Origin of the sequence: Streptomyces sp. NBC_01426 (assembly GCF_036231985.1) — a bacterium.
Classification (GTDB): domain Bacteria; phylum Actinomycetota; class Actinomycetes; order Streptomycetales; family Streptomycetaceae; genus Streptomyces.
On the sequence record NZ_CP109500.1, the window covers coordinates 4,065,580 to 4,088,846 of the forward strand.

At 72.1% G+C, this 23,267-nt stretch carries 25 protein-coding genes; 13 read left to right on the forward strand and 12 right to left on the reverse strand.

What is annotated here, in order from left to right; all coding sequences use genetic code 11:
* Positions 1-139 precede the first annotated feature (139 nt).
* Complete coding sequence (locus OG906_RS18005; protein WP_329444055.1) at positions 140-2,029, forward strand: C1 family peptidase; 1,890 nt, start codon at positions 140-142, stop codon at positions 2,027-2,029.
* Between the two features lie 14 nt (positions 2,030-2,043).
* Positions 2,044-2,379 carry a protease inhibitor I42 family protein gene (locus tag OG906_RS18010; RefSeq protein ID WP_329444057.1) on the forward strand — a complete coding sequence of 112 codons (336 nt, stop codon included), beginning with the start codon at positions 2,044-2,046 and terminating at the stop codon, positions 2,377-2,379.
* Here the strand turns inward: OG906_RS18010 and OG906_RS18015 are convergent.
* Positions 2,345-3,541, reverse strand: a complete 1,197-nt coding sequence (locus OG906_RS18015) for a DUF418 domain-containing protein (RefSeq protein ID WP_329444059.1) — start codon at positions 3,539-3,541, stop codon at positions 2,345-2,347. The two genes, OG906_RS18010 and OG906_RS18015, sit on opposite strands and share 35 nt — an antisense overlap.
* A 205-nt stretch (positions 3,542-3,746) precedes the next feature.
* On the opposite strand from OG906_RS18015, the gene OG906_RS18020 reads away from it, so the two are divergent.
* On the forward strand, positions 3,747-4,397 hold the full coding sequence (locus tag OG906_RS18020; RefSeq protein ID WP_329444061.1) for a GntR family transcriptional regulator: 651 nt from the start codon (positions 3,747-3,749) through the stop codon (positions 4,395-4,397).
* A complete protein-coding gene (locus OG906_RS18025) occupies positions 4,394-5,773 on the forward strand; it encodes an MFS transporter (protein WP_329444063.1) in 1,380 nt (459 codons plus the stop codon). The genes OG906_RS18020 and OG906_RS18025 overlap by 4 nt, the downstream gene beginning before the upstream one ends.
* 128 nt (positions 5,774-5,901) lie before the next feature.
* Here OG906_RS18025 and OG906_RS18030 read toward each other — a convergent pair whose 3' ends face one another.
* Positions 5,902-6,726, reverse strand: coding sequence for a maleylpyruvate isomerase family mycothiol-dependent enzyme (locus tag OG906_RS18030; protein ID WP_267797407.1), 825 nt, complete (start codon positions 6,724-6,726; stop codon positions 5,902-5,904).
* A 137-nt stretch (positions 6,727-6,863) separates the two neighbouring features.
* On the opposite strand from OG906_RS18030, the gene OG906_RS18035 reads away from it, so the two are divergent.
* Both OG906_RS18035 and OG906_RS18040 read left to right on the forward strand, forming a co-directional pair.
* Positions 6,864-7,643: a carbon-nitrogen family hydrolase gene (locus OG906_RS18035; RefSeq protein WP_267797406.1), complete on the forward strand. Its 780-nt coding sequence runs from the start codon at positions 6,864-6,866 to the stop codon at positions 7,641-7,643.
* Between the two features lie 62 nt (positions 7,644-7,705).
* Positions 7,706-8,110, forward strand: coding sequence for a hypothetical protein (locus OG906_RS18040; protein WP_329444065.1), 405 nt, complete (start codon positions 7,706-7,708; stop codon positions 8,108-8,110).
* A 60-nt stretch (positions 8,111-8,170) separates the two neighbouring features.
* Here OG906_RS18040 and OG906_RS18045 read toward each other — a convergent pair whose 3' ends face one another.
* Complete coding sequence (locus OG906_RS18045; protein ID WP_329444067.1) at positions 8,171-8,668, reverse strand: LURP-one-related/scramblase family protein; 498 nt, start codon at positions 8,666-8,668, stop codon at positions 8,171-8,173.
* Between the two features lie 32 nt (positions 8,669-8,700).
* On the opposite strand from OG906_RS18045, the gene OG906_RS18050 reads away from it, so the two are divergent.
* Both OG906_RS18050 and OG906_RS18055 read left to right on the forward strand, forming a co-directional pair.
* On the forward strand, positions 8,701-9,513 hold the full coding sequence (locus OG906_RS18050; RefSeq protein WP_329444069.1) for a hypothetical protein: 813 nt from the start codon (positions 8,701-8,703) through the stop codon (positions 9,511-9,513).
* A 40-nt stretch (positions 9,514-9,553) separates the two neighbouring features.
* Positions 9,554-10,081 (forward strand): DUF4240 domain-containing protein, encoded by a 528-nt coding sequence (locus OG906_RS18055; RefSeq protein ID WP_329444071.1) that lies wholly within the window; start codon positions 9,554-9,556, stop codon positions 10,079-10,081.
* Positions 10,082-10,111: 30 nt separating this feature from the next.
* On the opposite strand, the gene OG906_RS18060 is transcribed toward OG906_RS18055, so the two are convergent.
* Complete coding sequence (locus tag OG906_RS18060; protein WP_329444073.1) at positions 10,112-10,666, reverse strand: Uma2 family endonuclease; 555 nt, start codon at positions 10,664-10,666, stop codon at positions 10,112-10,114.
* 140 nt (positions 10,667-10,806) lie between these two features.
* Between OG906_RS18060 and OG906_RS18065 the strand changes: the two genes are divergently transcribed.
* Complete coding sequence (locus OG906_RS18065; protein WP_329444075.1) at positions 10,807-12,627, forward strand: NHL domain-containing thioredoxin family protein; 1,821 nt, start codon at positions 10,807-10,809, stop codon at positions 12,625-12,627.
* A 42-nt stretch (positions 12,628-12,669) separates the two neighbouring features.
* On the opposite strand, the gene OG906_RS18070 is transcribed toward OG906_RS18065, so the two are convergent.
* The 6 genes from OG906_RS18070 to OG906_RS18095 form a co-directional block, all read right to left on the reverse strand.
* A complete protein-coding gene (locus OG906_RS18070) occupies positions 12,670-13,524 on the reverse strand; it encodes an alpha/beta fold hydrolase (RefSeq protein ID WP_329444077.1) in 855 nt (284 codons plus the stop codon).
* 116 nt (positions 13,525-13,640) lie between these two features.
* Complete coding sequence (locus tag OG906_RS18075; protein WP_329444079.1) at positions 13,641-14,936, reverse strand: M18 family aminopeptidase; 1,296 nt, start codon at positions 14,934-14,936, stop codon at positions 13,641-13,643.
* 103 nt (positions 14,937-15,039) lie between these two features.
* A complete protein-coding gene (locus OG906_RS18080; protein ID WP_267797393.1) occupies positions 15,040-15,777 on the reverse strand; it encodes a hypothetical protein in 738 nt (245 codons plus the stop codon).
* A gap of 148 nt (positions 15,778-15,925) precedes the next feature.
* On the reverse strand, positions 15,926-17,752 hold the full coding sequence (locus tag OG906_RS18085; protein WP_329444081.1) for an acyl-CoA dehydrogenase: 1,827 nt from the start codon (positions 17,750-17,752) through the stop codon (positions 15,926-15,928).
* 242 nt (positions 17,753-17,994) lie between these two features.
* A complete protein-coding gene (locus tag OG906_RS18090) occupies positions 17,995-18,345 on the reverse strand; it encodes an ATP-binding protein (RefSeq protein WP_329444083.1) in 351 nt (116 codons plus the stop codon).
* Between the two features lie 17 nt (positions 18,346-18,362).
* Entirely contained in the window at positions 18,363-18,578 is a 216-nt protein-coding gene (locus OG906_RS18095; protein WP_329444085.1) for a hypothetical protein, read from the reverse strand.
* Between the two features lie 118 nt (positions 18,579-18,696).
* Between OG906_RS18095 and OG906_RS18100 the strand changes: the two genes are divergently transcribed.
* From OG906_RS18100 to OG906_RS18110, 3 genes are read left to right on the forward strand one after another with little or no spacing between them, the layout of a single operon-like run.
* Positions 18,697-19,548 carry a helix-turn-helix domain-containing protein gene (locus tag OG906_RS18100; protein WP_329444087.1) on the forward strand — a complete coding sequence of 284 codons (852 nt, stop codon included), beginning with the start codon at positions 18,697-18,699 and terminating at the stop codon, positions 19,546-19,548.
* Positions 19,529-19,822: a DUF397 domain-containing protein gene (locus tag OG906_RS18105; RefSeq protein WP_329444089.1), complete on the forward strand. Its 294-nt coding sequence runs from the start codon at positions 19,529-19,531 to the stop codon at positions 19,820-19,822. Before OG906_RS18100 ends, OG906_RS18105 begins: the two co-directional genes overlap by 20 nt.
* 55 nt (positions 19,823-19,877) lie before the next feature.
* Positions 19,878-20,342 (forward strand): SseB family protein, encoded by a 465-nt coding sequence (locus OG906_RS18110; protein ID WP_053675664.1) that lies wholly within the window; start codon positions 19,878-19,880, stop codon positions 20,340-20,342.
* A gap of 68 nt (positions 20,343-20,410) precedes the next feature.
* Here OG906_RS18110 and OG906_RS18115 read toward each other — a convergent pair whose 3' ends face one another.
* Positions 20,411-20,932, reverse strand: a complete 522-nt coding sequence (locus OG906_RS18115) for a Yip1 family protein (protein ID WP_329444092.1) — start codon at positions 20,930-20,932, stop codon at positions 20,411-20,413.
* Between the two features lie 161 nt (positions 20,933-21,093).
* On the opposite strand from OG906_RS18115, the gene OG906_RS18120 reads away from it, so the two are divergent.
* Entirely contained in the window at positions 21,094-22,056 is a 963-nt protein-coding gene (locus OG906_RS18120; protein ID WP_053675668.1) for a pirin family protein, read from the forward strand.
* A 98-nt stretch (positions 22,057-22,154) separates the two neighbouring features.
* Here the strand turns inward: OG906_RS18120 and OG906_RS18125 are convergent, their stop codons facing one another.
* Entirely contained in the window at positions 22,155-23,222 is a 1,068-nt protein-coding gene (locus tag OG906_RS18125) for an AI-2E family transporter (protein WP_329444094.1), read from the reverse strand.
* Between the last annotated feature and the right edge of the window lie 45 nt (positions 23,223-23,267).

The following is a 23,267-nucleotide window of genomic DNA, read 5'->3' on the forward strand; positions in this document are numbered from 1 at the left end:
CCCGCGCCCGCCTCCCGGGGCGTACGACCCCCGTGCCACCGCGCGACCTCGCGGACCCCCTTGACGCCCCCCGCCGGCAGGGGGACGCTCCCGGGTCTCGCTCGCATCCGTACGGGCGATCGCACACTGGGGGGCCGGTATGCCGCAGGAGTATGTCCGGACGGCGGGGGAGTTGCGGGCGCGGCTCGCGGAACGGGGGGCACGCTGGTCGGTGACCGAGCACCTGGCCGACGCGGAGCGTGTGCCGCGCGCCGCGCTGGGCCTGGAGCCGGGGGCGAACCTGACCTCCGCCGAGGAGGTGGGGACCGTCGATCTGCGGGGGCTGATCGGGCGGGCCAGCGGCAATCCGCACCTCACCCGGCGCAGGGCCGCGCACGGCCTGCTGCCCGGGTCCGGGAGGTCGCCGGCGGGGGCCCGGCCGGCCGCCGTGGACTGGCGGAGCCGGTGGGGGTGGCCCTGGCTCACGAAGGTGAAGGACCAGAACCCCTGCGGGTCGTGCTGGGCCTTCGGGGCGGCCGGGCTGGTGGAGTCGATGGCCCGGATCGAGCACGACGTGTGGGCGGAGCGGTCGGAGGGGGACGTGCACGACGGGCTGAAGTGCACCTGCGGGCAGGGCTCCGACCCGGAGACCGCCCTGGACTGGATCACGACCCACGGCGGGCTCGCGGACCCGGACTGCTGGCCCTACTCCACGCCCCCGCCCGGCCTGCCCGTCGAGCGGCGCGAGGCCTGGGGGGCCGAGTACACGCCCAGTTGGGACCGTTCGGGGCGCACGGTGCGCGTCACCGAGTACGTGCGCCTGGGCGACACGGAACAGCAGAAGGTGTGGCTGGACACCGTCGGCCCGCTGACGGCCTGCTTCGACGTGTACGACGACTTCTTCGGGCTCGGCGCGGGCGTGTACCACCGCACCAGCGACCGACTCGCGGGCGGACACTGCGTGTTGATCGTCGGCTACGACGACGCGGCCGGCTGCTGGCTGTTCAAGAACTCCTGGGGGACCGGCTACCACGTCGGCGGCTACGGCCGCATCGCCTACGGCGAGGTCGACATCGACCACTGGGCCAAGTGCGGGCTGCGCGACACCAACATCGACCCGTGGAGCAAGCGCCGCCTGCACACCGGCAACGTGTACGAGAGCGGCAACGGCCGCGCCCACCGCAACTTCGAGCTCCTCGCCGACACCGGCGCGGGCGCCCTGCGGCACTGGTGGCGCGAGGGGGAGGCACCCTTCGCCTGGTCCCGGGCCGGCACCTTCGCCGGGGACGCCTCGGGCCAGCCCGCCTTCACCGGCACCACCTACAACCGGAACATGGAGTCCCTGCACGTCACCACGGGCGGCCGGCTCCGCCACTGGTACTACGAGCAGTCCGGCGGCGCCTGGCGCGACGGCGGCGCCTTCGGCCCGGGCGACGCGGCGGTCGGCTCGACGCCCGCGTTCATCCAGAGCGACTACGGCAAGCCGGGCAACTTCGAGGTGGTCGTCCGGACCGCCGACGGCCGGCTGAACCACTGGTGGCGCATCAACGGCGCGCCCTGGACCTGGAACGACGGCGGTCGCTTCGCCTCCGGCATCGCCCACTACGGTCCGGCGCTGGTCCAGACCCGCGGCCGGCACCTCGACCTGGTCGCGGCCCGCGACGACGGCCGGATGCAGCTGTGGTGGCGCGACGACCCCAACGGCTTCGTCTGGCGCGCCGGCGAGGTCTTCGGCAGCGGGATCGTCTCCGCGCCGTGCCTGATCGAGGGCCAGTACGGGGCCGTCGACGAGGACACCGCGGGGAACTACGAGTTGTGCGTCGTCGCCGAGGGCGGCCGGGTCGAGCACTGGTGGCGGGGGAACGCCGCGGGGGCCGCCTGGACCCGCGGCGCGGTCTTCGGGCACGACGCGCTGGCCGTCACCGGGATGCTCCAGGGCAGTTTCGGGTTCAACCTGGAAGTCATCGTCCTGCGCACCGACCGCCTCCTCCAGCACTACTGGCGCGACGGCGCGGGCTGGCACGAGGGGCCGGTGATCGGCCCGGTCTGAGAGGGGCCGCGCGGATGGAGGTACGGAGCATCGTGCTCGCGCCGGGCGAGACGTACGAGCTGCGGCTGACCGGGCGCGGGGCACGCGGGTACGTGTGGAGCTGGCAGGTCGGCGGCGACGCGGACACCGTCTCGGTGACGGAACCGGTCGGGCCGGGGCCCGGGGCGGCCCCACCGCTGCCGGGGGCGGCGGTGGAGCGCGTGTACCTGGTGCGGGGGCTCGGCGCGGGCGGCCGGGCGCGGGTGCGGTTCGCCCAGGTCCGGCCGCCGTACCCGCAGGAGGCCCCGTACGACGAGTTCCTGCTGGAGGTGGAGGTCAGCGACCGCCGGGGCGGGACGGGCGGGGCTTGAGGGCCCAGTGTTGTACCGCTTCGAGCGGGCCCCGCTCGAAGCGGCGCAGCCACAGGGCGGAACCGGCCATCAGGGTGAGGGCGACGCCTGCCCACAGCCCCATCACCCACCAGGGGCCGGTGCCCGCGAGGCGCCCGGCGAGGCCCAGGCCGAGGCCGTAGCAGAGCAGGACGCACAGCAGGTTCTGGGCGACGTAGCAGGACAGGGCGGTGCGACCGACCGAACCGAGGGCGCCGGTCACCACCGCGGGAACCCGCAGGCGGTCCAGGGCGATCCCGATCAGCCCCATGTAGCCGACCGCGATGAGCGGGGCGATCGCGTAGCGGCCCAGGACGAAGTACGCGTCGCCGCCGAGCGCGGCCGCGATCCCCGCGGGCATGCCGAGACCCATTCCCCAGGCGGCCATCCGACCCCGGATCCGCCGCCCGTCGGCGGTCGGGGCGAACGCGCCCGCGCGGTGCAGGCGGACGCCCAGCAGGAAGAGGGACACGAGCAGACCGAAGCTGAAGACGGGCTCGATGCGCAGGATCGCCGCGTGCTGGAGGCGGAAGGCGATCTGTTCCGCCCAGGTGCCGTCGGCGTACAGCGCCACCGTGTCCGGGTCGGGACCCTTCGGGGTGCCCTCGGGTCCGGCCGCGGAGGCGACCGTCACCAGGGTGATCAACGCCAGGTGCGTCCCGCCGGCCACCCACATCGCGCGCCGCCGGACCCTCTCGGAGCGGGCGAGCAGCCAGGCGACGAGGAGCGCGGTGACGGCGTAGCCCATCAGCACGTCCCAGGCGAAGATCAGCAGGAAGTGCAGGGTCCCTTCGAGGAAGAGGAAGGCGGCCCGGCGCCCGTACCGGCCCGGCCAGGGGGCGCCCCGGCGCGCGGCGGAGTCGTACTGGATGGCCAGGCCCACGCCGAACAGGACCGTCAGCAGGGCCAGGAACTTGCCGTCGGCGAGGAAGCGGAAGAGCGCCTCGGCGAGGTGGGCGGGGGTGGGGTCCGTGAGGACGTCGGGGGCTCCCAGGCCGCCTTGGACGACACCCCATTCGGAGCCCGGCGAGGCGAAGATCCACACGTTGGTCATGAGCGTGCCGAGGATCGCGGCTCCGCGCAGGACGTCGAGGAGGGGGAGCCGGGTCGTCGTCACCGGCGGTGCGAGCAGGGTCTCGGACATGACTCCAGCGTCTCGGCGGCCGGGGCGGCGCACGTCCTGCGGGTGAACGAAGCCGGGGTACATCCTTCGATGCAGCGCCGGGGCCGTCGTCTCGTCCCCACCCCGCGCGATCCCTCCTTCGACGTTCGGATGCGATGTCCGGATGTCGTGTCCGGATGGTGGACGGGGAAGGTCGTTGCACGCTTCATGTATCTATCCTGTGCGCATGCCATCCGCCGCCACCGCCGTGACCGCCGCCGACCGGGTCTACCGACACGTCAAACAGGGGGTCCTGGACCGCCGCTTCGAAGGCGGCGTCCTCCTCACCGAGGGCGAGGTCGCCGAGGCCGTCGGCGTGTCCCGCACCCCGGTCCGCGAGGCGCTGCTGCGGCTGGAGACCGAGGGGCTGCTGAAGCTGTACCCGAAGAAGGGCGCGCTGGTGCTGCCGGTCTCCGTGCAGGAGATCGCGGACGTCATCGAAACCCGGCTGCTGGTCGAGGAGTTCACCGCCCGCAAGGCCGTGCCCGCGCCGCCCGCCCTGCTGGACCGGCTCGCCGCGCTCATCGAGGAGCAGCGCCGGCACGCCGCCGAGGGCGACCTGGTCGCGCTGATGGCCGCGGACCGGGGCTTCCACGCCGAGATCGTGCGCCACGCCGGCAACCAGATCCTGTGTCGGCTCTACGACCAGCTCCGCGACCGCCAACTGCGCATGGGCGTCGCCCTGTTGCACGCCCACCCCGAGCGGGTGGAGCGCACCCTCGTCGAACACACCGAGATCCTGGACGCGTTGCGCTCCGGGGACGCGGGGGCGGCGGCCGACGCCGTACGGGCACACGTGGGCCGCGTCGAGGCGCTGGTGCGGGGGGACGTCCGATGAGCGCCCCCGTGCCCGCCCCGCGGACCGCCCCGCCCCTTGACCCGCCCGGCGGGCGGAAGGCCCTGGCCGTCTGGTCGATCGGCGTCGCCGTCTACTTCGTCGCGGTCATCTTCCGTACCAGCCTGGGCGTCGCCGGACTCGAAGCCGCGGACCGCTTCCACGTCAACGCGTCGGCGCTCTCGACGTTCTCGCTGCTCCAACTGCTGGTGTACGCGGGCATGCAGATACCCGTCGGCCTGATGGTGGACCGGCTCGGCACCAAGAAGGTGCTGACGCTCGGCGCGGTGCTGTTCACCGCCGGACAGATCGGCTTCGCCCTCTCCCCCTCCTACGGGATGGCACTGGCCGCGCGCGCCCTGCTCGGCTGCGGTGACGCCATGACGTTCATCTCCGTGTTGCGGCTCGGCACCCGCTGGTTCCCGGCCCGGCGCGGCCCCCTGATGGCGCAACTGGCCGGGCTGGTCGGCATGGCCGGCAACCTGGTCTCCACGCTGGTGCTCGCACCCGTGCTGCACGGCGTCGGCTGGGTGCCCGCCTTCGCGGGCAGCGCGGTGGCCGGGCTGATCGTGCTGGTCCCGTTGACGCTGTTCCTGCGGGACCACCCCGACGGCCACGCGCCCGCCCCGGTGAGCGCCTCCGGGACGCCGGGCGCGGGCGGGTTCGTACGCCGCCAGATCGCCGCGTCCTGGCGGGAACCCGGCACCCGGCTCGGCCTGTGGGTGCACTTCACCACCCAGTTCCCGGCGATGGTGTTCCTGCTGCTGTGGGGCATGCCGTTCCTGGTCGAGGCGCAGGGGCTGTCGCGGACCACCGCCGGCGGACTGCTCACCCTCGTCGTCGCCGCGAACATGGGCTTCGGGCTGCTCTACGGCCAGCTCGTCGGGCGCCGCCAGTCCGCGCGGATCCCGCTGGCCCTGGGCACGGTGGGGGTGACGGCCCTGCTGTGGGCGGCGGTCCTGGTGTACCCGGGCGACCGGGCCCCGATGTGGCTGCTGGTCGTCCTGTGCGTGGTGCTCGGCACCTGCGGACCGGCTTCGATGATCGGCTTCGACTTCGCCCGTCCGGCGAACCCGGCCGAACGGCAGGGAACGGCCTCCGGGATCACCAACATGGGCGGCTTCCTCGCCTCGATGACCACCCTGCTCGCGGTCGGCGTCCTGCTCGACGCCACCGGCGACAACTACCGGATCGCCTTCTCGTCGGTGTTCTTCCTGGAGGTGCTGGGCATCACCCAGATCCTCCGCCTGCGGGGGCGGGCGCTGGCCCGCGAACGGGAACGTGCCCACGACCGTCGGCCCGTCGTCCCGGCGCCGTCCGGCGAGCCCGACCCGTCACACCCCTCCGGTCCCGTCGCCCCGGCGTCCGCGTCGGCCTGAACCTGCCCGGGGCGGGGGTCCTGGGAGCACGGGGTCACCGCGTCACGGGGTCACGGCGCCACGCGTCAGGGGGGGGCACGGCGCCGCGCGTCAGGGGGTCGCGGCGCCGCGCGTCACGGGGTCACGCGTCACGGGGTCACGGAGAAGTGCGCCAGGATGGCGTCCGCGAGGTCGGGGTCGCCCTCGATCTTCACGCGGTCGGCGACCGCGCGCGGCCGTACCCGGCCCCCCGCGAGACGGACGTACGTCTCCCAGTCCATCGTCAGCGTCACGGCCGGCCCCAGCGACGGCGACTTGTCCAGGGTCCCCTGCCCCGCCGCGTCCACCCGTACCGTCCGCATGAACTCCAGCGCGCCGTGCACGTCCAGCACCACGGCGGAGTTCGCGGGCGCCCCCGCCTTCTTCGCCACCACCTTCGGCAGCCCGGCCAGCAGCATGTCCCGTGCCACGTACGCGCCCGGCGAGTCCCAGTTGCCCGGCGCGCCCAACGCCGCTCGCAGGTCCTGCTCGTGCATCCACACGTCGTACGCCCGCAGCCGCAACGCCAGCTCCAGCGTCACCTGCTCGCCCAGCGGCCCGCGCACCATCGTGGCCGGGTCCCGCTTCTCGTTGCGCAGCTGCCGTGCCCGACGGATGACCGTGTACTCCAGCTCCGAGGTCATCTCCGGCGCGGTGTGGTGGCGCCGCACGTCAACCTGCACCTCCATGTACCGGGTGAACTCGTCCACCACGTGCCGCAGATCCCGCGGCAGCGTGTGGATCGGCCGGGGGTCGCCGAGCTGCTCGCACTCGATGCCGATGACGTGTGACACCACGTCACGGACGGACCAGCCGGGGCACGGGGTCGCCCGGTTCCACTCCCCCTCGGGCAGGGGAAGGACCAGCTCGGATATCGCCTCGATGGAATGGGTCCACGCGTCGGCGTAGGGCTGAAGGCTGGGATGGACGGTCAACGGGACCCCTCGCGTGCTGTTCAGTGGCGCGTTGTGGACTATTCCCAAAACTACGCTGCCGGTGAGCACCCCGGCAGTGCTTTCGTGTGACGATCGTAGGCCCGAGTTGAGGGCTACAAGTCCAGGACGGTGGTAGTGTGCGCGCCTCATTGATCCAAATCGCGGTGAACGACGGGGAGTCGGTGTCCTCCCGGCGGACGCGGGTGGCCGAACTCGTACGGGAGCAGAGCGGCTCCGACCTCGTCGTGCTGCCCGAACTGTGGACGGTCGGGGCGTTCGCCTACGAGCAGTTCGAGACCGAGGCCGAGCCGATCGACGGCCCCACCTACGAGGCGATGTCCAAGGCCGCGCGCGACGCGGGGGTCTGGCTGCACGCGGGCTCGCTGGTGGAACGCGCGGGCGACGGCTCGCTCTACAACACCGCCCTCGTCATCTCCCCGGCGGGCGAGCTGGCCGCGACCTACCGCAAGATCCACCGCTTCGGCTTCGACCAGGGCGAGGCGGTGCTGATGTCCCCCGGCGACTCCCTGACCACGGTCGCCCTGCCGGAGCAGAACCTCGGCATCGCCACCTGCTACGACCTGCGCTTCCCGGAGCTGTTCCGGGGCCTGGTCGACGCCGGGGCGACGACGATGGTCGTGGTCGCCGGGTGGCCGGCCCGGCGCCGCTCCCACTGGACGCTGCTGAACCGGGCGCGGGCCGTCGAGGACCAGTCGTACGTCCTGGCGTGCGGGCTGACCGGCACCCACGCGGGCGTCGAGCAGGCCGGGCACAGCCTGGTCGTGGACCCGTGGGGCGAGGTCCTGGCGGAGGCGGGAACCGGCGAGGACGTGCTCACGGTGGACCTCGACCCGGCGAAGGTCGCCGAGACCCGCGAGCAGTTCCCCGCGCTCAAGGACCGCCGGATGGGGCGGTAGTCCGTCTCCTTCGGGGTAGAGGCGCATCGGTGGTACCGGGTACGACGGGAAGCGGGCGTGGCGTGCTGGAAGCGGACGGCAACGAGAGCGGTCGGGACGGCGCCGGGGGCGCCGGGGCGGCGGCCGAGGACGCGCGGGACACCGAGGCCGTGATCGAGGCGGCCCTGGAGCCGCACGAACCCTCGGCCGGGGAGGTCGCGGCCCGCGACCGGGTCCGTACCAAGGCGGAGGGTATGGCCCACCACGAGGCCGCCGCAGCCCTGGAGGCCGCCCTGAAGTCGGCCGGCGACCTGTCGCGGGCCGACGCCCCGACCCGGGCGGCGGTCGCGGAGTGGCAGCGCCTCACCGACCTCCTCCTCGACCACGGCGGCCCGTACAGCACCGGGTCGGACGCCTACGTACAGGGACAGCTCACCGCCCGGGACAGCCACAAGCCCGACCGGGTGGCCGGCCGGGCGTCGGGCTAGGCGTCCCGGCGGTCCGGGTGGTCCCGGTCGTCCGGCGGTCCGGTCGTCCGGGCCGTCCCGTCAGTCGTCCTCGTCCCGTTCCTTCTCGGCCATCCGGATCACGCAGACCGCGACGGCGATCAGCAGCGCCGCGTCCGCGTCCTCCCGGACCACGTCGACGGCGTACGTCTCACGGATCCGGTACCACTGGCGGGAGATCAGCGCGAGCAGCTCCCCGTCGTACTCGACCTTGAACTCGCGGTCGAGGATCCGGCCACTGACGTCGACCTCGGTGCCCTCGGCCAGCGTGACGCGGTAGTGGTTGCGCAGCAGCGAGAGGCGCTTGCGCCGGATCACGGCGAGGCGCCGCTCGTCGCGCTCCAGGGTCATCGCGTCGCGGAAGGCGAACCACTTCTCCCGCAGCGTGATCAGGATGTGCCCGTCCGGATCCTTCAGCTCCAGGGTGTCCCGCATCCGCAGGGCCTTCCCGTCGACGAGGAAGGCGTGCCGGCCCTCCTCGTCCTCGATCCAGTAGTCGTCGCCGATGGCGAGCACTTTGTCCCGTACGAGGTATTTCATGCCCTGATCCGTGCCCGCGATAGGTTGCGTGCATGCCTCTGCTCTTCGTGACCGACCTGGCGTACCCGGCGCGCGGCCGCCGCTACTGCGACGAGGACATATTCCTCACCTCCCGGCTCCGCGAGCACTTCCCGCTCGCCCTGTGCCATCCGCTCGACGCGGAGCGGCTGATGCCCGGCTTCGACGCCGTCGTGGTCCGCAACAGCGGTCCGGTCCTGCACTACCAGGAGGCCTACGACTCCTTCCGCGCCGCCGCGACGGCCGCCGGGACGCGGGTCTACAACCCGCTGACCGGCCGCGGTGACATGGCCGGCAAGCAGTACCTGCTCGACCTGACCGAGGCCGGCTTCCCGGTGATCCCGACCGTCGACGACCCGGCGCTGCTGCACCGGCTGCCGTCGGTTCCCTCGTACGCGGTGAAGCCCAAGCAGGGCGCGGACTCCATCGGGCTCACCTTCACCGCCGACCCGGGCCGGGTGCCCGCCGGCGAGTTCCTGATCCAGCCGCGCGTCGACTTCGCGTACGAGGTGTCCTTCTACTTCGTCGACGACGCCTTCCAGTACGCCCTGTACGCACCGGACCCCGCCCGCCGCTGGGAGTTGGAGCGCTACGAGCCCACCGCGGCGGACCTGGACTTCGCCCGGTCCTTCGTCGCGTGGAACACCCTCGCGCACGGCATCCAGCGCGTGGACGCCTGCCGCGCCCCCTCGGGGGAACTGCTGCTGGTCGAGCTGGAGGACCTGAACCCGTACCTGTCCCTGGACCTGCTCCCGGAGTCGGTCCGGGAGTCCTTCGTGACGGCCCTCGTGGCCTCGCTCAGGACCTTCACGGAAGCCGGCGACTGAGGTCCGACCGGCTGTCAGACCCGGGTGCCAGGCTCCTCCCATGGACAAGCAGACCTTCTGGAAGCTGATCGAGACGGCCCGCGCGGACGCGGGGGACGACGGGGTGGCGCGGCGGGCGTCGGAGCTCCTGGCCGGGTACCCGCAGGGCCGGATAGCCGCCGCCCAGCAGGTGGTGTGGGACCTGCTGGCGGAGTCCTACCGGGCCCCGCTCTGGGCCGCCGCGTACCTGATCAACGGTGGCTGCTCCGACGACGGCTTCGACCACTTCCGCGGCTGGCTCCTCACCCAGGGCGAGGCGGCCTTCACGGCGGCCCTGGCCGACCCCGACTCCCTGGCCGACCACCCGGAGGTCCGTGCGGCGGCCTCGGCGGGCGAGGAACTGCGCGACGAGGAGGCGCTCTCCATCGCCTGGACCGCGTACGGGCTCGCCACGGGCCGGGAGCTCCCGGCGGACTCCTTCACGATCAGCTACCCGACCCTGGACCCGGACTGGTCCTTCGACTTCGACGACACCGCGCAGACCGCCGCCCGCCTGCCCCGCCTGAGCCTCCTGCTCGCCTCGGCGTGACCCCGAAGGCGGCCCCTGCCCGGCGCGGCCCTACAGCCCGGTGGTGTCGAGTTCGAGGTCGAACGGCTCCGGCAGCCGCACCGGCGTCCCGAAGGGGTGGGGGCCGTCGGTCCGCGTGTAGCCGAGCCCACCCGGCTCGGAGAAGACGGTGACGGTCTTCTCCACCCGGTCGACCAGCAGGTACAGGGGCGCGCCGTACTCGGCGTACCGCTTGCGCTTGACCACGCGGTCGGTCTCCGCGTTGGACTCCGAGGTCACCTCGACGATCAGGAGCGTCTGGTCGGGGACGAGGGCGTCTCCGCCCCTGGCCAGTTCCCGGGGTGCGACGGCGATGTCGGGGACGTACCAATTGGGCGAGCCGGGCAGATCCAGATTGCCCGAACCGGTGACGCAGCCGAGTTCTCGGACCCGCGGTTTGATCTGATCACGGATCTCTTCGGCGGCGTTCTCGTGGTCCCAACTCGGTGTCACTTGCGTGATGATCCCTTCGACGATCTCCGTTCGGTCACCTCTTTGGTGCTGGATCGCGTACTTCAGCGCGTGCTCGGGGTCGATGCCCCGGCCGTAGTCGTGCGCGGTGGTCATGCCGGATGCCTCCTTCGCCGTGCGGCCAGCGTGCCACGCAAGGCCCCGCCCCGTCGTCACCCGCGCGGGTGTAGCTCGGAGGCGTTCCCCCGCCGTAAGCGTGTGATCCGGCGTTCATATCAGGATGGCAAGCTTGAAGCATGAACGATGCCACCCCCGCGCCCCGCCGCAGTGCCCGTGTCCGTGCTCCTGAGCTGATCGGCAAGGGCGGCTGGCTGAACACCGGAGGTCAAGAGATCACCCTCGCTGACCTGCGAGGCAAGTGCGTTGTCGTGGATTTTTGGACCTTCTGCTGTGTGAACTGCCTGCACGTGCTCGACGAGCTGCGGGAGCTGGAGGAGAAGCACCGGGACACCCTGGTGATCATCGGTGTGCACTCGCCGAAGTTCGTGCACGAGGCCGAGCACACCGCGGTCGTCGACGCCGTCGAGCGCTACGGGGTGCACCACCCCGTGCTCGACGACCCCGAGCTGGCGACCTGGAAGCAGTACGCCGTCCGGGCCTGGCCCACGCTCGTCGTGATCGACCCCGAGGGGTACATCGTCGCGCAGCACGCCGGCGAGGGGCACGCCCACGCCATCGAGCGGCTGGTCGAGGAGCTGGAGGCCGAGCACGAGGGCAAGGGGACCCTGCGGCGCGGTGACGGGCCGTACGTGGCGCCCGAGCCCGTGGCGAGCGACCTGCGGTTCCCCGGGAAGGCGCTCGTGCTGCCCTCCGGGAACCTTCTGGTGTCCGACTCGACCCGGCACCAGCTCGTGGAGCTGGCCCCGGACGGGGAGAGCGTCGTACGGCGCGTCGGCGGTGGGGCGCGCGGCTTCGGGCCGGACGCCTTCAGCGAGCCGCAGGGTCTCGCGCTGCTGCCCGACGGCCGGGTGGTCGTCGCGGACACGGTCAATCACGCGCTGCGGACCTTCGATCCCGAGAGCGGGGTCGTCGAGACCGTCGCCGGGACCGGCCGGCAGTGGTGGCAGGGTTCGCCCACCTCCGGTCCCGCCCTGAAGGTGGACCTGTCTTCGCCGTGGGACGTGGCCTGGTGGCAGGGCAAGGTGTGGATCGCGATGGCCGGCGTCCACCAGCTGTGGACCTGGGACCCGGAGTCCGACACCGTCGAGCTCGCCGCCGGCACCACCAACGAGGGGCTGGTGGACGGGCCTGCCGCCGAGGCCTGGTTCGCGCAGCCCTCCGGGCTCGCGGCCACCGAGGACCGGCTGTGGATCGCGGACTCCGAGACCAGCGCGGTGCGTTACGTCCACCGCACCGACACCGGCTACGCGATCACCTCCGCCGTCGGCACCGGCCTCTTCGACTTCGGTCACCGCGACGGCCCCGCCGGGCAGGCGCTGCTCCAGCACCCGCTCGGGGTGACCGCGCTGCCCGACGGCTCGGTCGCGATCTGCGACACGTACAACCACGCCCTGCGCCGCTACGACCCGGCGACGGGCGAGGTCACCACGCTGGCGACCGACCTGCGCGAGCCCAGTGACGCCGTGCTGGTCGGCACGGACATCGTGGTCGTCGAGTCGGCGCGGCACCGGCTGACCCGGCTGCGTCTGCCGGAGGAGGCGGTACGGGTCGACGCGGTCGCGCACCGCACGCAGCGGGCGGCGACCGAGGTGGCCCCCGGACGGCTGCGCCTCGACGTGGTGTTCCAGGCGCCGAGCGGGCAGAAGCTCGACACCCGCTACGGCCCCTCGACCCGGCTGCTGGTCTCCTCGACCCCGCCGGAACTGCTGGCGGCGGGCGAGGGCCCGGGCAGTGACCTGTTCCGCGAGCTGGAGTGGAACCCGGACGTCACCGAGGGCGTGCTGCACGTCTCGGCGATGGCGGCGTCCTGCGACGACGACCCGGCCAACGAGTACCCGGCCTGCCACGTCCACCAGCAGGACTGGGGCGTGCCGGTGAAGGTCACCGCCGGCGGCGCGGACCGCCTGCCGCTCGTCCTCGCGGGGATGGACGACTGATCCACGGCCCGGGCCCCCTTGGGACGGTCAGGACTTCAGCAGTCAGGACTTCAGCAGGACGTCGAGCAGCCGGTCCGCGAACGCGGCCGGCCGCTCGACGCAGCCGACGTGTCCGCCGGGGAACTCGGCGAGCCCGGCGCCGAGTCGGCGCGCCAGCGCCTCGGCCGGGCGTCGCAGGAGCAGCCCGCGCGACTCCTCGCCGGCCGCCGGCACCAGCCGGTCGGCGTACGGGGCCAACGCGTCGAGGTCGGGCAGGTGCCCGGTGAACTGGCGCAGTTGGTGTTCGAGGAAGAACGGCGCGTTCGCCGACATCCGCCGGAACACCTCCGGCGGCGGCGGGGTGTGCGCGGCGGGGGCGCGGCGCTCGCTCCCGGCGGCGTCGCCGCGCGTACCGCCCCCGGCGTCGCCGCCGCCCGTGCCCGCCGCCATCACGGCCATCGCGGCCTCGACGCCGCGCTCGCGGTGGGCCTCCACCACCGAGGCGAAGAAGCTCCGCTGCTCCGCGGCGTCCGGCAGCAGCTCCACCAGCGGCGGCTCGTGCGCCACCACCCGTCGTACCAGCGCCGGGTGACGCTGGAGCAGGTCCACCGCGACGATCGCGCCGGCGCTGATGCCGAGGACGTACGCCGGTTCGTCGGTGACCGCCGCCAGCAACAGCGCCGCGTCGTCGGCCTGTTCGGCCGGGCTCTGGTCCGCGGGCGGTCCGTCGAGCGGGCTGCGCGTGGTGCCGCGCGGGTCGCAGGCCACGACCGTGAAGTGGTCGGCGAGGGTGTCGGCGAGGGGGTCCCACACGGCGGCGTCGGCGCCGCCCCCGGGCAGGAGCAGCAGGGCGGGCCCGGAGCCGCGGGTCTCGTAACGGAGGGTGGCGCCGGGGACCTTGAGCGTGTGGACGTGCATGGTGCCGCAACCTTTCCTAGGGCTTCTAGGTTTCAACCTAGCCCTTCTAGGATCTTGGTGCACGGAAAGAACCCCGCCCCGGACGGGTCCGGGACGGGGTCGTGGAGCGTGGGCGGTCAGCCCTCCAGGAACGCCACCAGAGCGTTGGCCAGCAGGAACGGGTCGTCCGCGCCGCACAGTTCACGGGCGCTGTGCATCGACAGGATCGCCACGCCGATGTCCACGGTCTGGATGCCGTGCCGGGCGGCCGTGATCGGGCCGATCGTCGTGCCGCAGGGAATGGAGTTGTTGGAGACGAAGGTCTGCCACGGCACCCCGGCCCGCTCGCAGGCGTTCGCGAAGACCGCCCGTCCGCTGCCGTCCGTCGCGTACCGCTGGTTGACGTTCACCTTCAGGATCGGTCCGCCGTTGGCGCGCGGGTGGTGCGTCGGGTCGTGCCGCTCCGCGTAGTTGGGGTGCACGGCGTGCCCGGTGTCCGAGGACAGACAGACGGTGCCGGCGAAGGCCCGCGCCCGGTCCTCGAACGTGCCTCCGCGCGCGAAGACAGAACGTTCCATCACGTTGCCCAGGAGCGGGCCGTCCGCGCCGGTGTCCGACTGCGAACCGCTCTCCTCGTGGTCGAACGCGGCCAGGACCGGGATGTGGTCCAGGGGCCTGTCCGAGCGCGCCGCCGCCGCCAGCGCCGCGACGCCCGCGTGGACCGAGATCAGGTTGTCCATGCGCGGTCCGGCGAGCAGTTCGCGGTCGCGGCCCAGGTACGAGGGCGCCTCGATGGAGTGGACCATCAGGTCCCAGCCCGCCACCGAGCCCTGCGGCAGGCCCTCTTCCTCCTCCAGGAACGCGATCAGATCGCCCTCCCGGACCTCGCCCAGACCCCAGATCGGCTGCATGTGGCGCTGCTTGTCCAGTTTGAGGCCGTCGACGTTCACCGACCGGTCCATGTGCACGGCCAGTTGCGGCACGCGCAGCAGCGCGCGGTCCACGTTCACCAGGCGCTCGGTGCCGTCGCGCAGCGTCAGCCGCCCGGCCAGGCCGAGGTCCCGGTCCAGCCAGGTGTTGAGCAGCGGGCCGCCGTAGACCTCGACGGCGATCTGACGCCACCCCTGGGAGCTCATGTCGGGGACCGGCTTGACCCGCAGGTTGGGGGAGTCGGTGTGTGCGCCGACGATGCGGAACGGGGTGTGCGCGGCGGCACCCTCCGGCACGTACCAGGCGACGATCGCGCCGCCGCGGAGCACGAACCTGCCTCCCGAGCCCGCGTCCCAGGCGTCCGTTTCCGACACCTGCCGAAACCCTGCCTCCTCCAACCGCGCCGCGGCGTTGGCCACGGCGTGGTACGGCGACGGACTCGCCGTCAGGAAGGTCATCAGATCGTCGGTGTGGCCGCGATCGAAGCGGGTGGGAGAGCTCATGTGGTTCACCTTAACGACGGTCGTGTTCGCCTTGGCCGGGCTGCGGCGGATGGCAAGGGGGGTCGGGGCGGCGCGGGATGTGTGGTCCGCGATCCCGTCGTCCTCAGCCCGGCGGACGCTCGAATCTGCGCTGCAACTGCCGACGCTCGCCCCGGCGGATGCGCGGGAGCATCTCGGGGGTTTGCGCCGGTCGCTGCGCGCGTCTTCTGCGTCCGGCGCAGAAGATACAGGCCTCACCCGGCGGGGCGTCGGGGTCGATCGGCGCACCGGGGTGCTCGGAGCACCCCGAGGCGTTCCGCGGCCGGGACAGTTCCCGGGCCACGATGAAGGCGCGGTGCAGGTCGTCCGCCATCCGCACGAACTCCTCCGGCGGGGAGGAGAGACCCAGGTGGAAGCGCCGGTCCTCGATCGTGCGGAGGAAGGCGCGCAGCGCGTCGTGGGTGTACGGGGGGTCCGGCACGGGATAGCCGAGCCGTCGCTGTTCCCCGGCGGCGGGTGCCGCGCCGGCGGGCCGGCCGCCCTGGCCGCGCAGTCCGAGGCGCCGCCGGTCGTTGCAGATCAGGCAGCGGCCCCAGCCGTCGGGGGCCTCGGGGTCGAGGGCGCCGTTGGGATGCTCGGAACAGCCGGTGTAGCTCTTGGCGGGCGCCAGCCCGGACGCGGTCTGGAAGGCGATGTAGAGGGCGTCGGCGACGCCGTCGTACTCGGCGGGGTGGGCGCCGTCGTACAGCTCCCGCATGTGGTCGCCGAGGCTGCCCAGGGTCGCCTGCAGCTCCTTGAGGGCGTACGGCCGCCCGGTGGGGACGGAGTACCCCCTGCTGCCGTGCTGATCCTGTGGGCTCATGCCTACGAGCGTCCCATGAACGACCGACAACGGAAGAACGGCCCCGTGGAAACGGCGCGGGCCGGACCCCGTGACGGGATCCGGCCCTTGCCGGCGTACGTACACCGCGTACAGCCGTGAGGTGCCTCCGAGGCTTTGCCGACAGGACCTAGAAGGCGGCCTCGTCGAGCTCCATGAGGGTGTTGTCCACCGACTCGGCCAGCGCGCGCTGGACCGAGACGCCGGGGAGGACCTCCGCGGCGAAGAACTTCGCGGCGGCGATCTTGCCGGTGTAGAAGGGGACGTCCTTCGCGGAGGCCGTCGCCAGCTTCTCGGCGGCCACGGCCGCGCCCTTGAGCAGCAGGTATCCGACGACCACGTCACCGGAGGCCATCAGCAGGCGGGTGGTGTTCTGGCCGACCTTGTAGATGTTCTTGACGTCCTCGCCGGTGGCGGTGAGGTCCACGATCATCTGGCCGACGATGGCCTCCAGGTCCACGGCGGCCTTGGCGAGCGCGTCGCGGGCCGGGGCGAGGTCGTCGCCGCCGACGGCCTCGGCGAGGAACTTCTTGATCGTCTCGGAGAGCACGTTCAGGGAGGCGCCCTGGTCGCGCACGATCTTCCGGAAGAAGAAGTCCTGGCCCTGGATCGCCGTGGTGCCCTCGTAGAGGGTGTCGATCTTGGCGTCCCGGATGTACTGCTCGATCGGGTATTCCTGGAGGTAGCCGGAGCCACCGAAGGTCTGGAGCGACTGCGCGAGCTGCTCGTACGACTTCTCCGAGCCGTAGCCCTTCACGATCGGCAGGAGCAGGTCGTTCAGGCCGATGAGCGCGGAGGCGTCCTCGCCCGCGGCCTGCTTGACCTGGATCTCGTCCTGGACGGAGGCGGTGTACAGCACGAGGGCGCGCATGCCCTCGGCGTACGCCTTCTGCGTCATGAGCGAGCGGCGCACGTCGGGGTGGTGCGTGATGGTGACCTTGGGGGCCGTCTTGTCCATGAAGTTGGCCAGGTCCGGACCCTGCACGCGCTCCTTGGCGTACTCCAGGGCGTTCAGGTAGCCGGTGGAGAGCGTCGCGATGGCCTTCGTGCCGACCATCATGCGGGCGAACTCGATGATCATGAACATCTGGCGGATGCCGTCGTGCTTGTCACCGATCAGCCAGCCCTTGGCGGGGTGCTGGTCGCCGAAGGTCATCTCGCACGTGTTGGACGCCTTGAGGCCCATCTTGTGCTCGACGTTCGTCGCGTAGACGCCGTTGCGCTCGCCCAGCTCGCCGGTCTCCCAGTCGAAGTGGAACTTCGGGACGAGGAAGAGCGACAGGCCCTTGGTGCCCGGGCCGTGGCCCTCGGGGCGGGCGAGGACGTAGTGGAGGATGTTCTCCTCCATGTCGTGCTCACCGGAGGTGATGAAGCGCTTGACGCCCTCGATGTGCCAGGAGCCGTCGTCCTGCTGCACGGCCTTGGTGCGGCCGGCGCCGACGTCCGAGCCGGCGTCCGGCTCGGTGAGGACCATGGTGGAGCCCCAGCGCTTCTCGACCGCGATCTCCGCGACCTTCTTCTGCGCCTCGTTGCCCTCTTCGTAGAGGATGCCGGCGAACGCCGGGCCGGAGGAGTACATCCACACGGCCGGGTTCGCGCCCAGGATCGTCTCGGCGAAGGCCCAGATGAGCGAGCGGGGCGAGGTGGTGCCGCCGATCTCCTCGGGCAGGCCCAGGCGCCAGTACTCGGAGTCCATGAAGGCCTTGTAGCTCTTCTTGAAGGACGCCGGGACGGGCGCGGTGTTCGTGGTCGGGTCGAAGACCGGCGGGTTGCGGTCGGCGTCCTCGAAGGAGGCGGCCAGCTCGTTCTCGGAGAGCCGGGTCATCTCGCTCAGGATGGTCTTGGCGGTCTCGGTGTCCATCTCACCGAACGGGCCGGTGCCGTACAGCTTGTCGCGGCCGAGCACCTCGAAGAGGTTGAACTCGATGTCGCGGAGATTCGACTTGTAGTGCCCCATGGCGACGGCTCCGTTAAGGCTCGGGGAGACAGGTTCCTCGTACATACCAATCGGTAACGTCATGATGCTACCCGTCGGTAATAACAAGCAACCCCTTACCGGTGACTGTGACCAGCATCAAGCCAGAGTGACTGGAGTGCCGCCGGAAGCCCAGACCCGTGCGGGGCCGGGATTGCGGGCCTGGAGGTGGTTCCGGGGCGGTCCCGGGCGTGGTGTGTGGGGGTGGTGTGCGGGGCGGCGGGCTACGGGGGCGGGAGTTCCGCCCAGACGGTCTTGCCGCTGTACGGGCCGGGGCGCACGCCCCAGCGGGCGGCGACGGCGTCGAGCACGGCCAGGCCCCGACCGCCCTCGTCCTCGTCCGTCGCCCGGCGCAGGACGGGCCACAGGCGGGGGTCGGGGTCGCTGACCTCCACCCGGGTGCGGCCGTCGGCCGTGCGGGTGATGGCGAGGGTCACGGGAGTGCCCTCTCCGACGTGCACGATCACGTTCCCGACCAGCTCGCTCACGCAGAGCTGGAGGTCGTGGCAGGGCGCGTCCACGTGCGCCCGCACGGCCCGGCGCAACGCCGACAGCTCCTGCGGCAGCGCGAGCACCCCGGCACGGAATGGCCTCACCGGCGCGGGGCCCGGTTCAGTGCGGCGGCGAGGGTGCGGGCGGTGGCCGGGTTGCACGACCCGAGGGCGAGCAGGGTCGACGTGCGGTGGGTCGCGGCGTAGGAGGGAAGGTGCAGGTCGAGCGAGGGGAGCGTGATCCCGTGCGCGGTCAGCGCACTGCGGAGTTCGGTCAGTGCCTCGATGGCGAGGCGGTCGCCGACGTGGTCGCTCATGGGGGGCATCCGTTCCTGTGCGGAGTGTGACGAAGCCCTCACAGAGTGGGGTCGCGGTGCGTACCGTGGGAAGGGTTTCCGGCTCCACGGCGCGAGGTGTGAAAGGCGGGCTCCGACGATGGCCGCACGCAAGGACATTGACGGCTCGGCCAGCGTTCCGGCCTTCTACGGGAAGGAGTTGCGCTGGCAGCGGGAACGAGCCGGGCTGACGCTCCAGGAGACCGTGGAGGGCAGCTTCTACGGGGTGAGCTACCTCAGTGAGATCGAACGGGCCCAGCGGCGCATGCCATTGGATCTGGCACGGCACGTGGACCGGGTGCTGCGCACGGACGGCTTCTTCGAGCGGTGCTGTGAGGACGCGCGCAAGGCCCGGCAGGGCGCGCACGCGTCGTACTTCGCTCCGGTCGCGGAGTCGGAGACGCGGGCACGAACGATCGAGGGGTGGGCCAACGCGGTCATCCCCGGGCTCTTGCAGACCGAGGCGTACGCGCAGGCGACCGTCTACGCGACGCATCCGCTGGAACTGCCTGAGCAGGTGGAGGCGAAGGTGCGGCAGCGCATGGAACGAAGCCGGCTGTTCGAGGCGCCGCAGCGGCCCGAGTACTGGGTGATCCTGCACGAGTCCCTGCTGCGGCACACGATGCTTCCTCCCGCCGGGATGGCCGAGCAGTTGGATCTGATCGCCACCCTGGCCAGGCGCCGCCGGATCGTTCCACAGGTGCTTCCGTGGAACGGGGCCGTGTCCCTCCTGGGCATGCTCCCGGTCACGCTCATGGAGTTCGACGACCAGCCGCCGGTCGTCTACACGGAGGGCCCGTATCACGGTCAACTCATTGACGATCCGGCCCTCGTGAGGCAGTACGCCAAGGCTTACGATCGCCTCAGGGCCGCCGCGCTGTCATCGGAGGCGTCTCTTGCCATGATCGAATCCACGGCTGAGGAACTCCGCAATGGCAATCACGCAGACTGACCTGGACAGCGCCGTCTGGCGCAAGAGCAGTTACAGCAACGGCGACGGCGGCAACTGCGTGGAGATCGCAGAAGGGTTCCTCCGCGCCGCCGTCTGGCGCAAGAGCAGCTACAGCAACGGTGACGGCGGCGACTGCGTCGAAGTCGCCGACGGCGTCACCGGTCTCGTGCCGGTCCGGGACTCCAAGCGTCGGCACGGCCCCGCCGTGATCGTCACCGCCGCCGCGTGGGTTCCGTTCGTGCGGGCGCTGAAGGCCGGGGACCTGTCCGGCTGAGGGTGGTGGCCGGTACCGGCGGGTACGGCGTCGGGCGCTCGGTAGGGTGGGCCGCATGTACGGCTACGACCAGACTCCGGGCGCCCAGCAGCAGGGCTACGCGCAGCAGCCCCCGCCCCAGCAGGGCTACGCGCAGCAGCCGCCGCTGTACCCCGAGCCCTCGCCGCCGTCGCTCGCCGACGCGGTGCGGGCCTTCACGACCGGGTCGCTGTCCGCCGAGGACTTCCAGCAGATCTTCGCGACCTCGAAGGTCTACTGTCCGCGCGGTGACACCCCGGGCTTCCTGGCGCTGCACAACACGCAGCAGCCGGTGATCCCCATGTTCACCACGCTCAAGGAGCTGCGCCAGTACGCCGGCAAGGAGTCCAAGTACTTCGTGATCACCGGCGCCGAGGTGATCGATCTGCTGCCGACCGGCTACGGCTTCGTCCTCGACATGGAGGGTGACCACCGGATGGTGTTCGACGCGAAGGCCGTCGAGCAGATGGTCGACTTCGCGATGCGCCGGATGTACGGCTAGTCCGGCCCTCCCCACGCCTCGCATCGGCCCGTCCCGGCACCGCCGGGGCGGGCCGGCACCGCCGGGGCTCAGGCGCGGTGCGCGGAGCGGCGGCGCCAGGCCAGGGCGGCGGCGGTGCCCAGCAGGAGTGCGGGTACGGCCCAGGCCCAGAGCAGGTCGAGGTCCGGGCGGTGGGCCAGGCTCTGCCGGACGCCGGCGAAGGCGACGACCAGGACCACGTAGCCCGTGCCCTCGCCGCCCTCGGTGACCGCCGCCCAGCGGAGCAGCAGGCAGCCGACGAAGCAGAACGCGCTCCAGGTGGCGAGGTACGCCCACGGGGAGCCGGGCTGCGGCGACAACGGCATGCCGGTCGACGCCCAGCGGAAGGCGGCGTAGCCGGCGCCGAACAGGCAGGCCGCGGTGACGAGGGACCACAGGAGCGCGGAGAGCACCGGTGAGCGGCGTTCGTCGGGCTCGTCGCGCCGATCGGGCTGGTCGTGCTGGTCGTGCTCGTCGGGCTTGTCGCGTTCGGCGCTGCCGGAGTTCTCGGCGTGCCCGTCGTGCCCGGCGTGCTCGGCGGGCCGGCTGCCGTTCCGGTCGATGTCGTCCACGTGGTGCCCCCTCGGTCGGTCCTCGTCCTCTGCCGGTGGAAAGACTCAGGTCAGGGGCTCGGGGTTGACGCGGGAATGACATCGGGCGGCGCGCTGTTCTGCGGGGTGTGGCAGAAAGTTCGAGTTTCAACTAAACTCGACGTCAGAAGGAGGTTCCGACCATGCCTGCAGTGACTGTGGAGAACCCGTTGACGCTCCCCCGCGTCGCGGAGCCCGCCCAGGAGACCGCCGCCCGCAAGGTGCTGGCCGTCACGACCGCCCCGGGTGGTTTCGAGGGCGAGGGGTTCCCGGTGCGCCGCGCGTTCGCCGGGATCAACTACCAGTACCTCGACCCGTTCATCATGATGGACCAGATGGGCGAGGTGGAGTACGCGCCGGGCGAGCCGAAGGGCACCCCCTGGCACCCCCACCGCGGCTTCGAGACCGTCACCTACCTGATCGACGGAACCTTCGTCCACCAGGACAGCAACGGCGGCGGCGGAGTCATCAACGGGGGCGACACCCAGTGGATGACCGCCGGTTCGGGCCTCCTGCACATCGAGGCACCGCCGGAGTCCCTCGTCGTCTCGGGCGGGCTCTTCCACGGTCTCCAGCTGTGGGTGAACCTCCCGGCCACCGACAAGATGATGCCCCCGCGCTACCAGGACATCGGCGGCGGCCAGGTGCAGTTGCTGTCCACCCCGGACGGCGGCTCGCTGCTCCGCGTGATCGCCGGTGAACTGGACGGCCACGAGGGCCCCGGCATCACCCACACCCCGATCACGATGATCCACGCGACCATCACCCCGGGCGCCCAGATCACCCTGCCGTGGCGCGAGGACTTCAACGCCCTCGCCTACGTCCTGGCCGGGCGCGGTTCGGTCGGCCAGGACCGCCGGCCGATCCACAAGGGCCAGACGGCGGTGTTCGGCGAGGGCGGTTCCCTGACCGTCCGCGCGGACGAGTCCCAGGACTCCAACGCCCCGGACCTGGAGGTCGTCCTGCTCGGCGGTCGCCCGATCCGTGAGCCGATGGCGCACTACGGCCCGTTCGTCATGAACAGCAAGCACGAACTCCAGCAGGCGTTCGACGACTTCCAGGCCGGCCGCCTGGGCACCGTCCCCACGACGGCGCGCACCCGCTGACCGACCGCCCCACGCGGTCACCCCACGACGAAGGCGCCCCCGGATCCCGGGCGGCGCCTTCGTCGCGTGCGGTACCGGCGGGCGCCGGGCCGGCGGGCTCAGGCCGGGGGCGTGTCGGGGTGCGGGGCGGGTGGGGTTTCGTAGCGGGTGCGGAGTTCCGACGCGACGCCGAAGGCGGCGGCGGTGAGGGGGACGGCGAGGAGCATCCCGAGGATCCCGGCCACGCCGGCGCCGGCGGTGATGGCCAGCATGACCACCGCCGGGTGCATCTGGACGGTACGGCTCTGGATCACCGGCTGGAGCACGTGCCCCTCCAACACCTGGACGGCGAGCACCACGCCGAGCACCCACAGGCCGATCACCCACCCCCGGTCGGCGAGGGCGACGAGCACGGCGATGGCGCCCGAGAGGAAGGCGCCGAGGTACGGGATGTAGGCGCCGACGAAGACCAGCGCGCCCAGACCGAACGCGCCGGGCACGCGCAGGATCAGCAGGCCGATCGTGATGCAGGCGGCGTCGATCAGGGCGATGAAGGTGGTCCCGCGCATGAACCCCTCGACGGCCTCGAAGGCCCGTCGGGCCATCGCCTCCACGATGTCGCCGGCCGCGCGCGGCCCCAGCGAACGCAGGGCGCCGGCGGCGCGGTCGGAGTCCCGCAGGAAGAAGAAGATCAGCAGGAGCGCGAGGATCGAGGTGCCGATGACCTCGCCGACGACGCTTATGCCGGCGATCACCCCGGAGGCGGCCGTGCCGCCGAACTTGGCCAGCAGCCCCTTGGCGTTCTCCGCCATGTCCTCCAACGACGTGCCGGCCGCGCCCAGATGACGGGCGAGGTCCTCGCCGGCGCGTCGCAGCGAGGCGGCGATCTGGTCGCCGGTGTCGATCAGCGCGAGGGAGACGGCGTACGAGACCCCGCCGACGAACGCCACCACCGCGAGGCACGTCAGCGCGGCGGCGAGCGACCGGTTGACCTTCATGCGGATGAGCCGCCGGTGCATCGGTCCGAGCAGGGCCGTCCCGAGCAGGGCGAGCAGCGCGGGCGTCACGGCGGTCCGGAAGGTGGCGCACAACCAGACGATCACCGCGACGACGCCGGCGACGAGCAGGAAGACGGCGCACCAGGCGGCCAGCCGCCGGACGGGCTCGGGGAGCAGGGGAGTCGACACCGCTGCATCCAACCACGCCCGGGCCCGGGCAGGATGTCCCGTCCG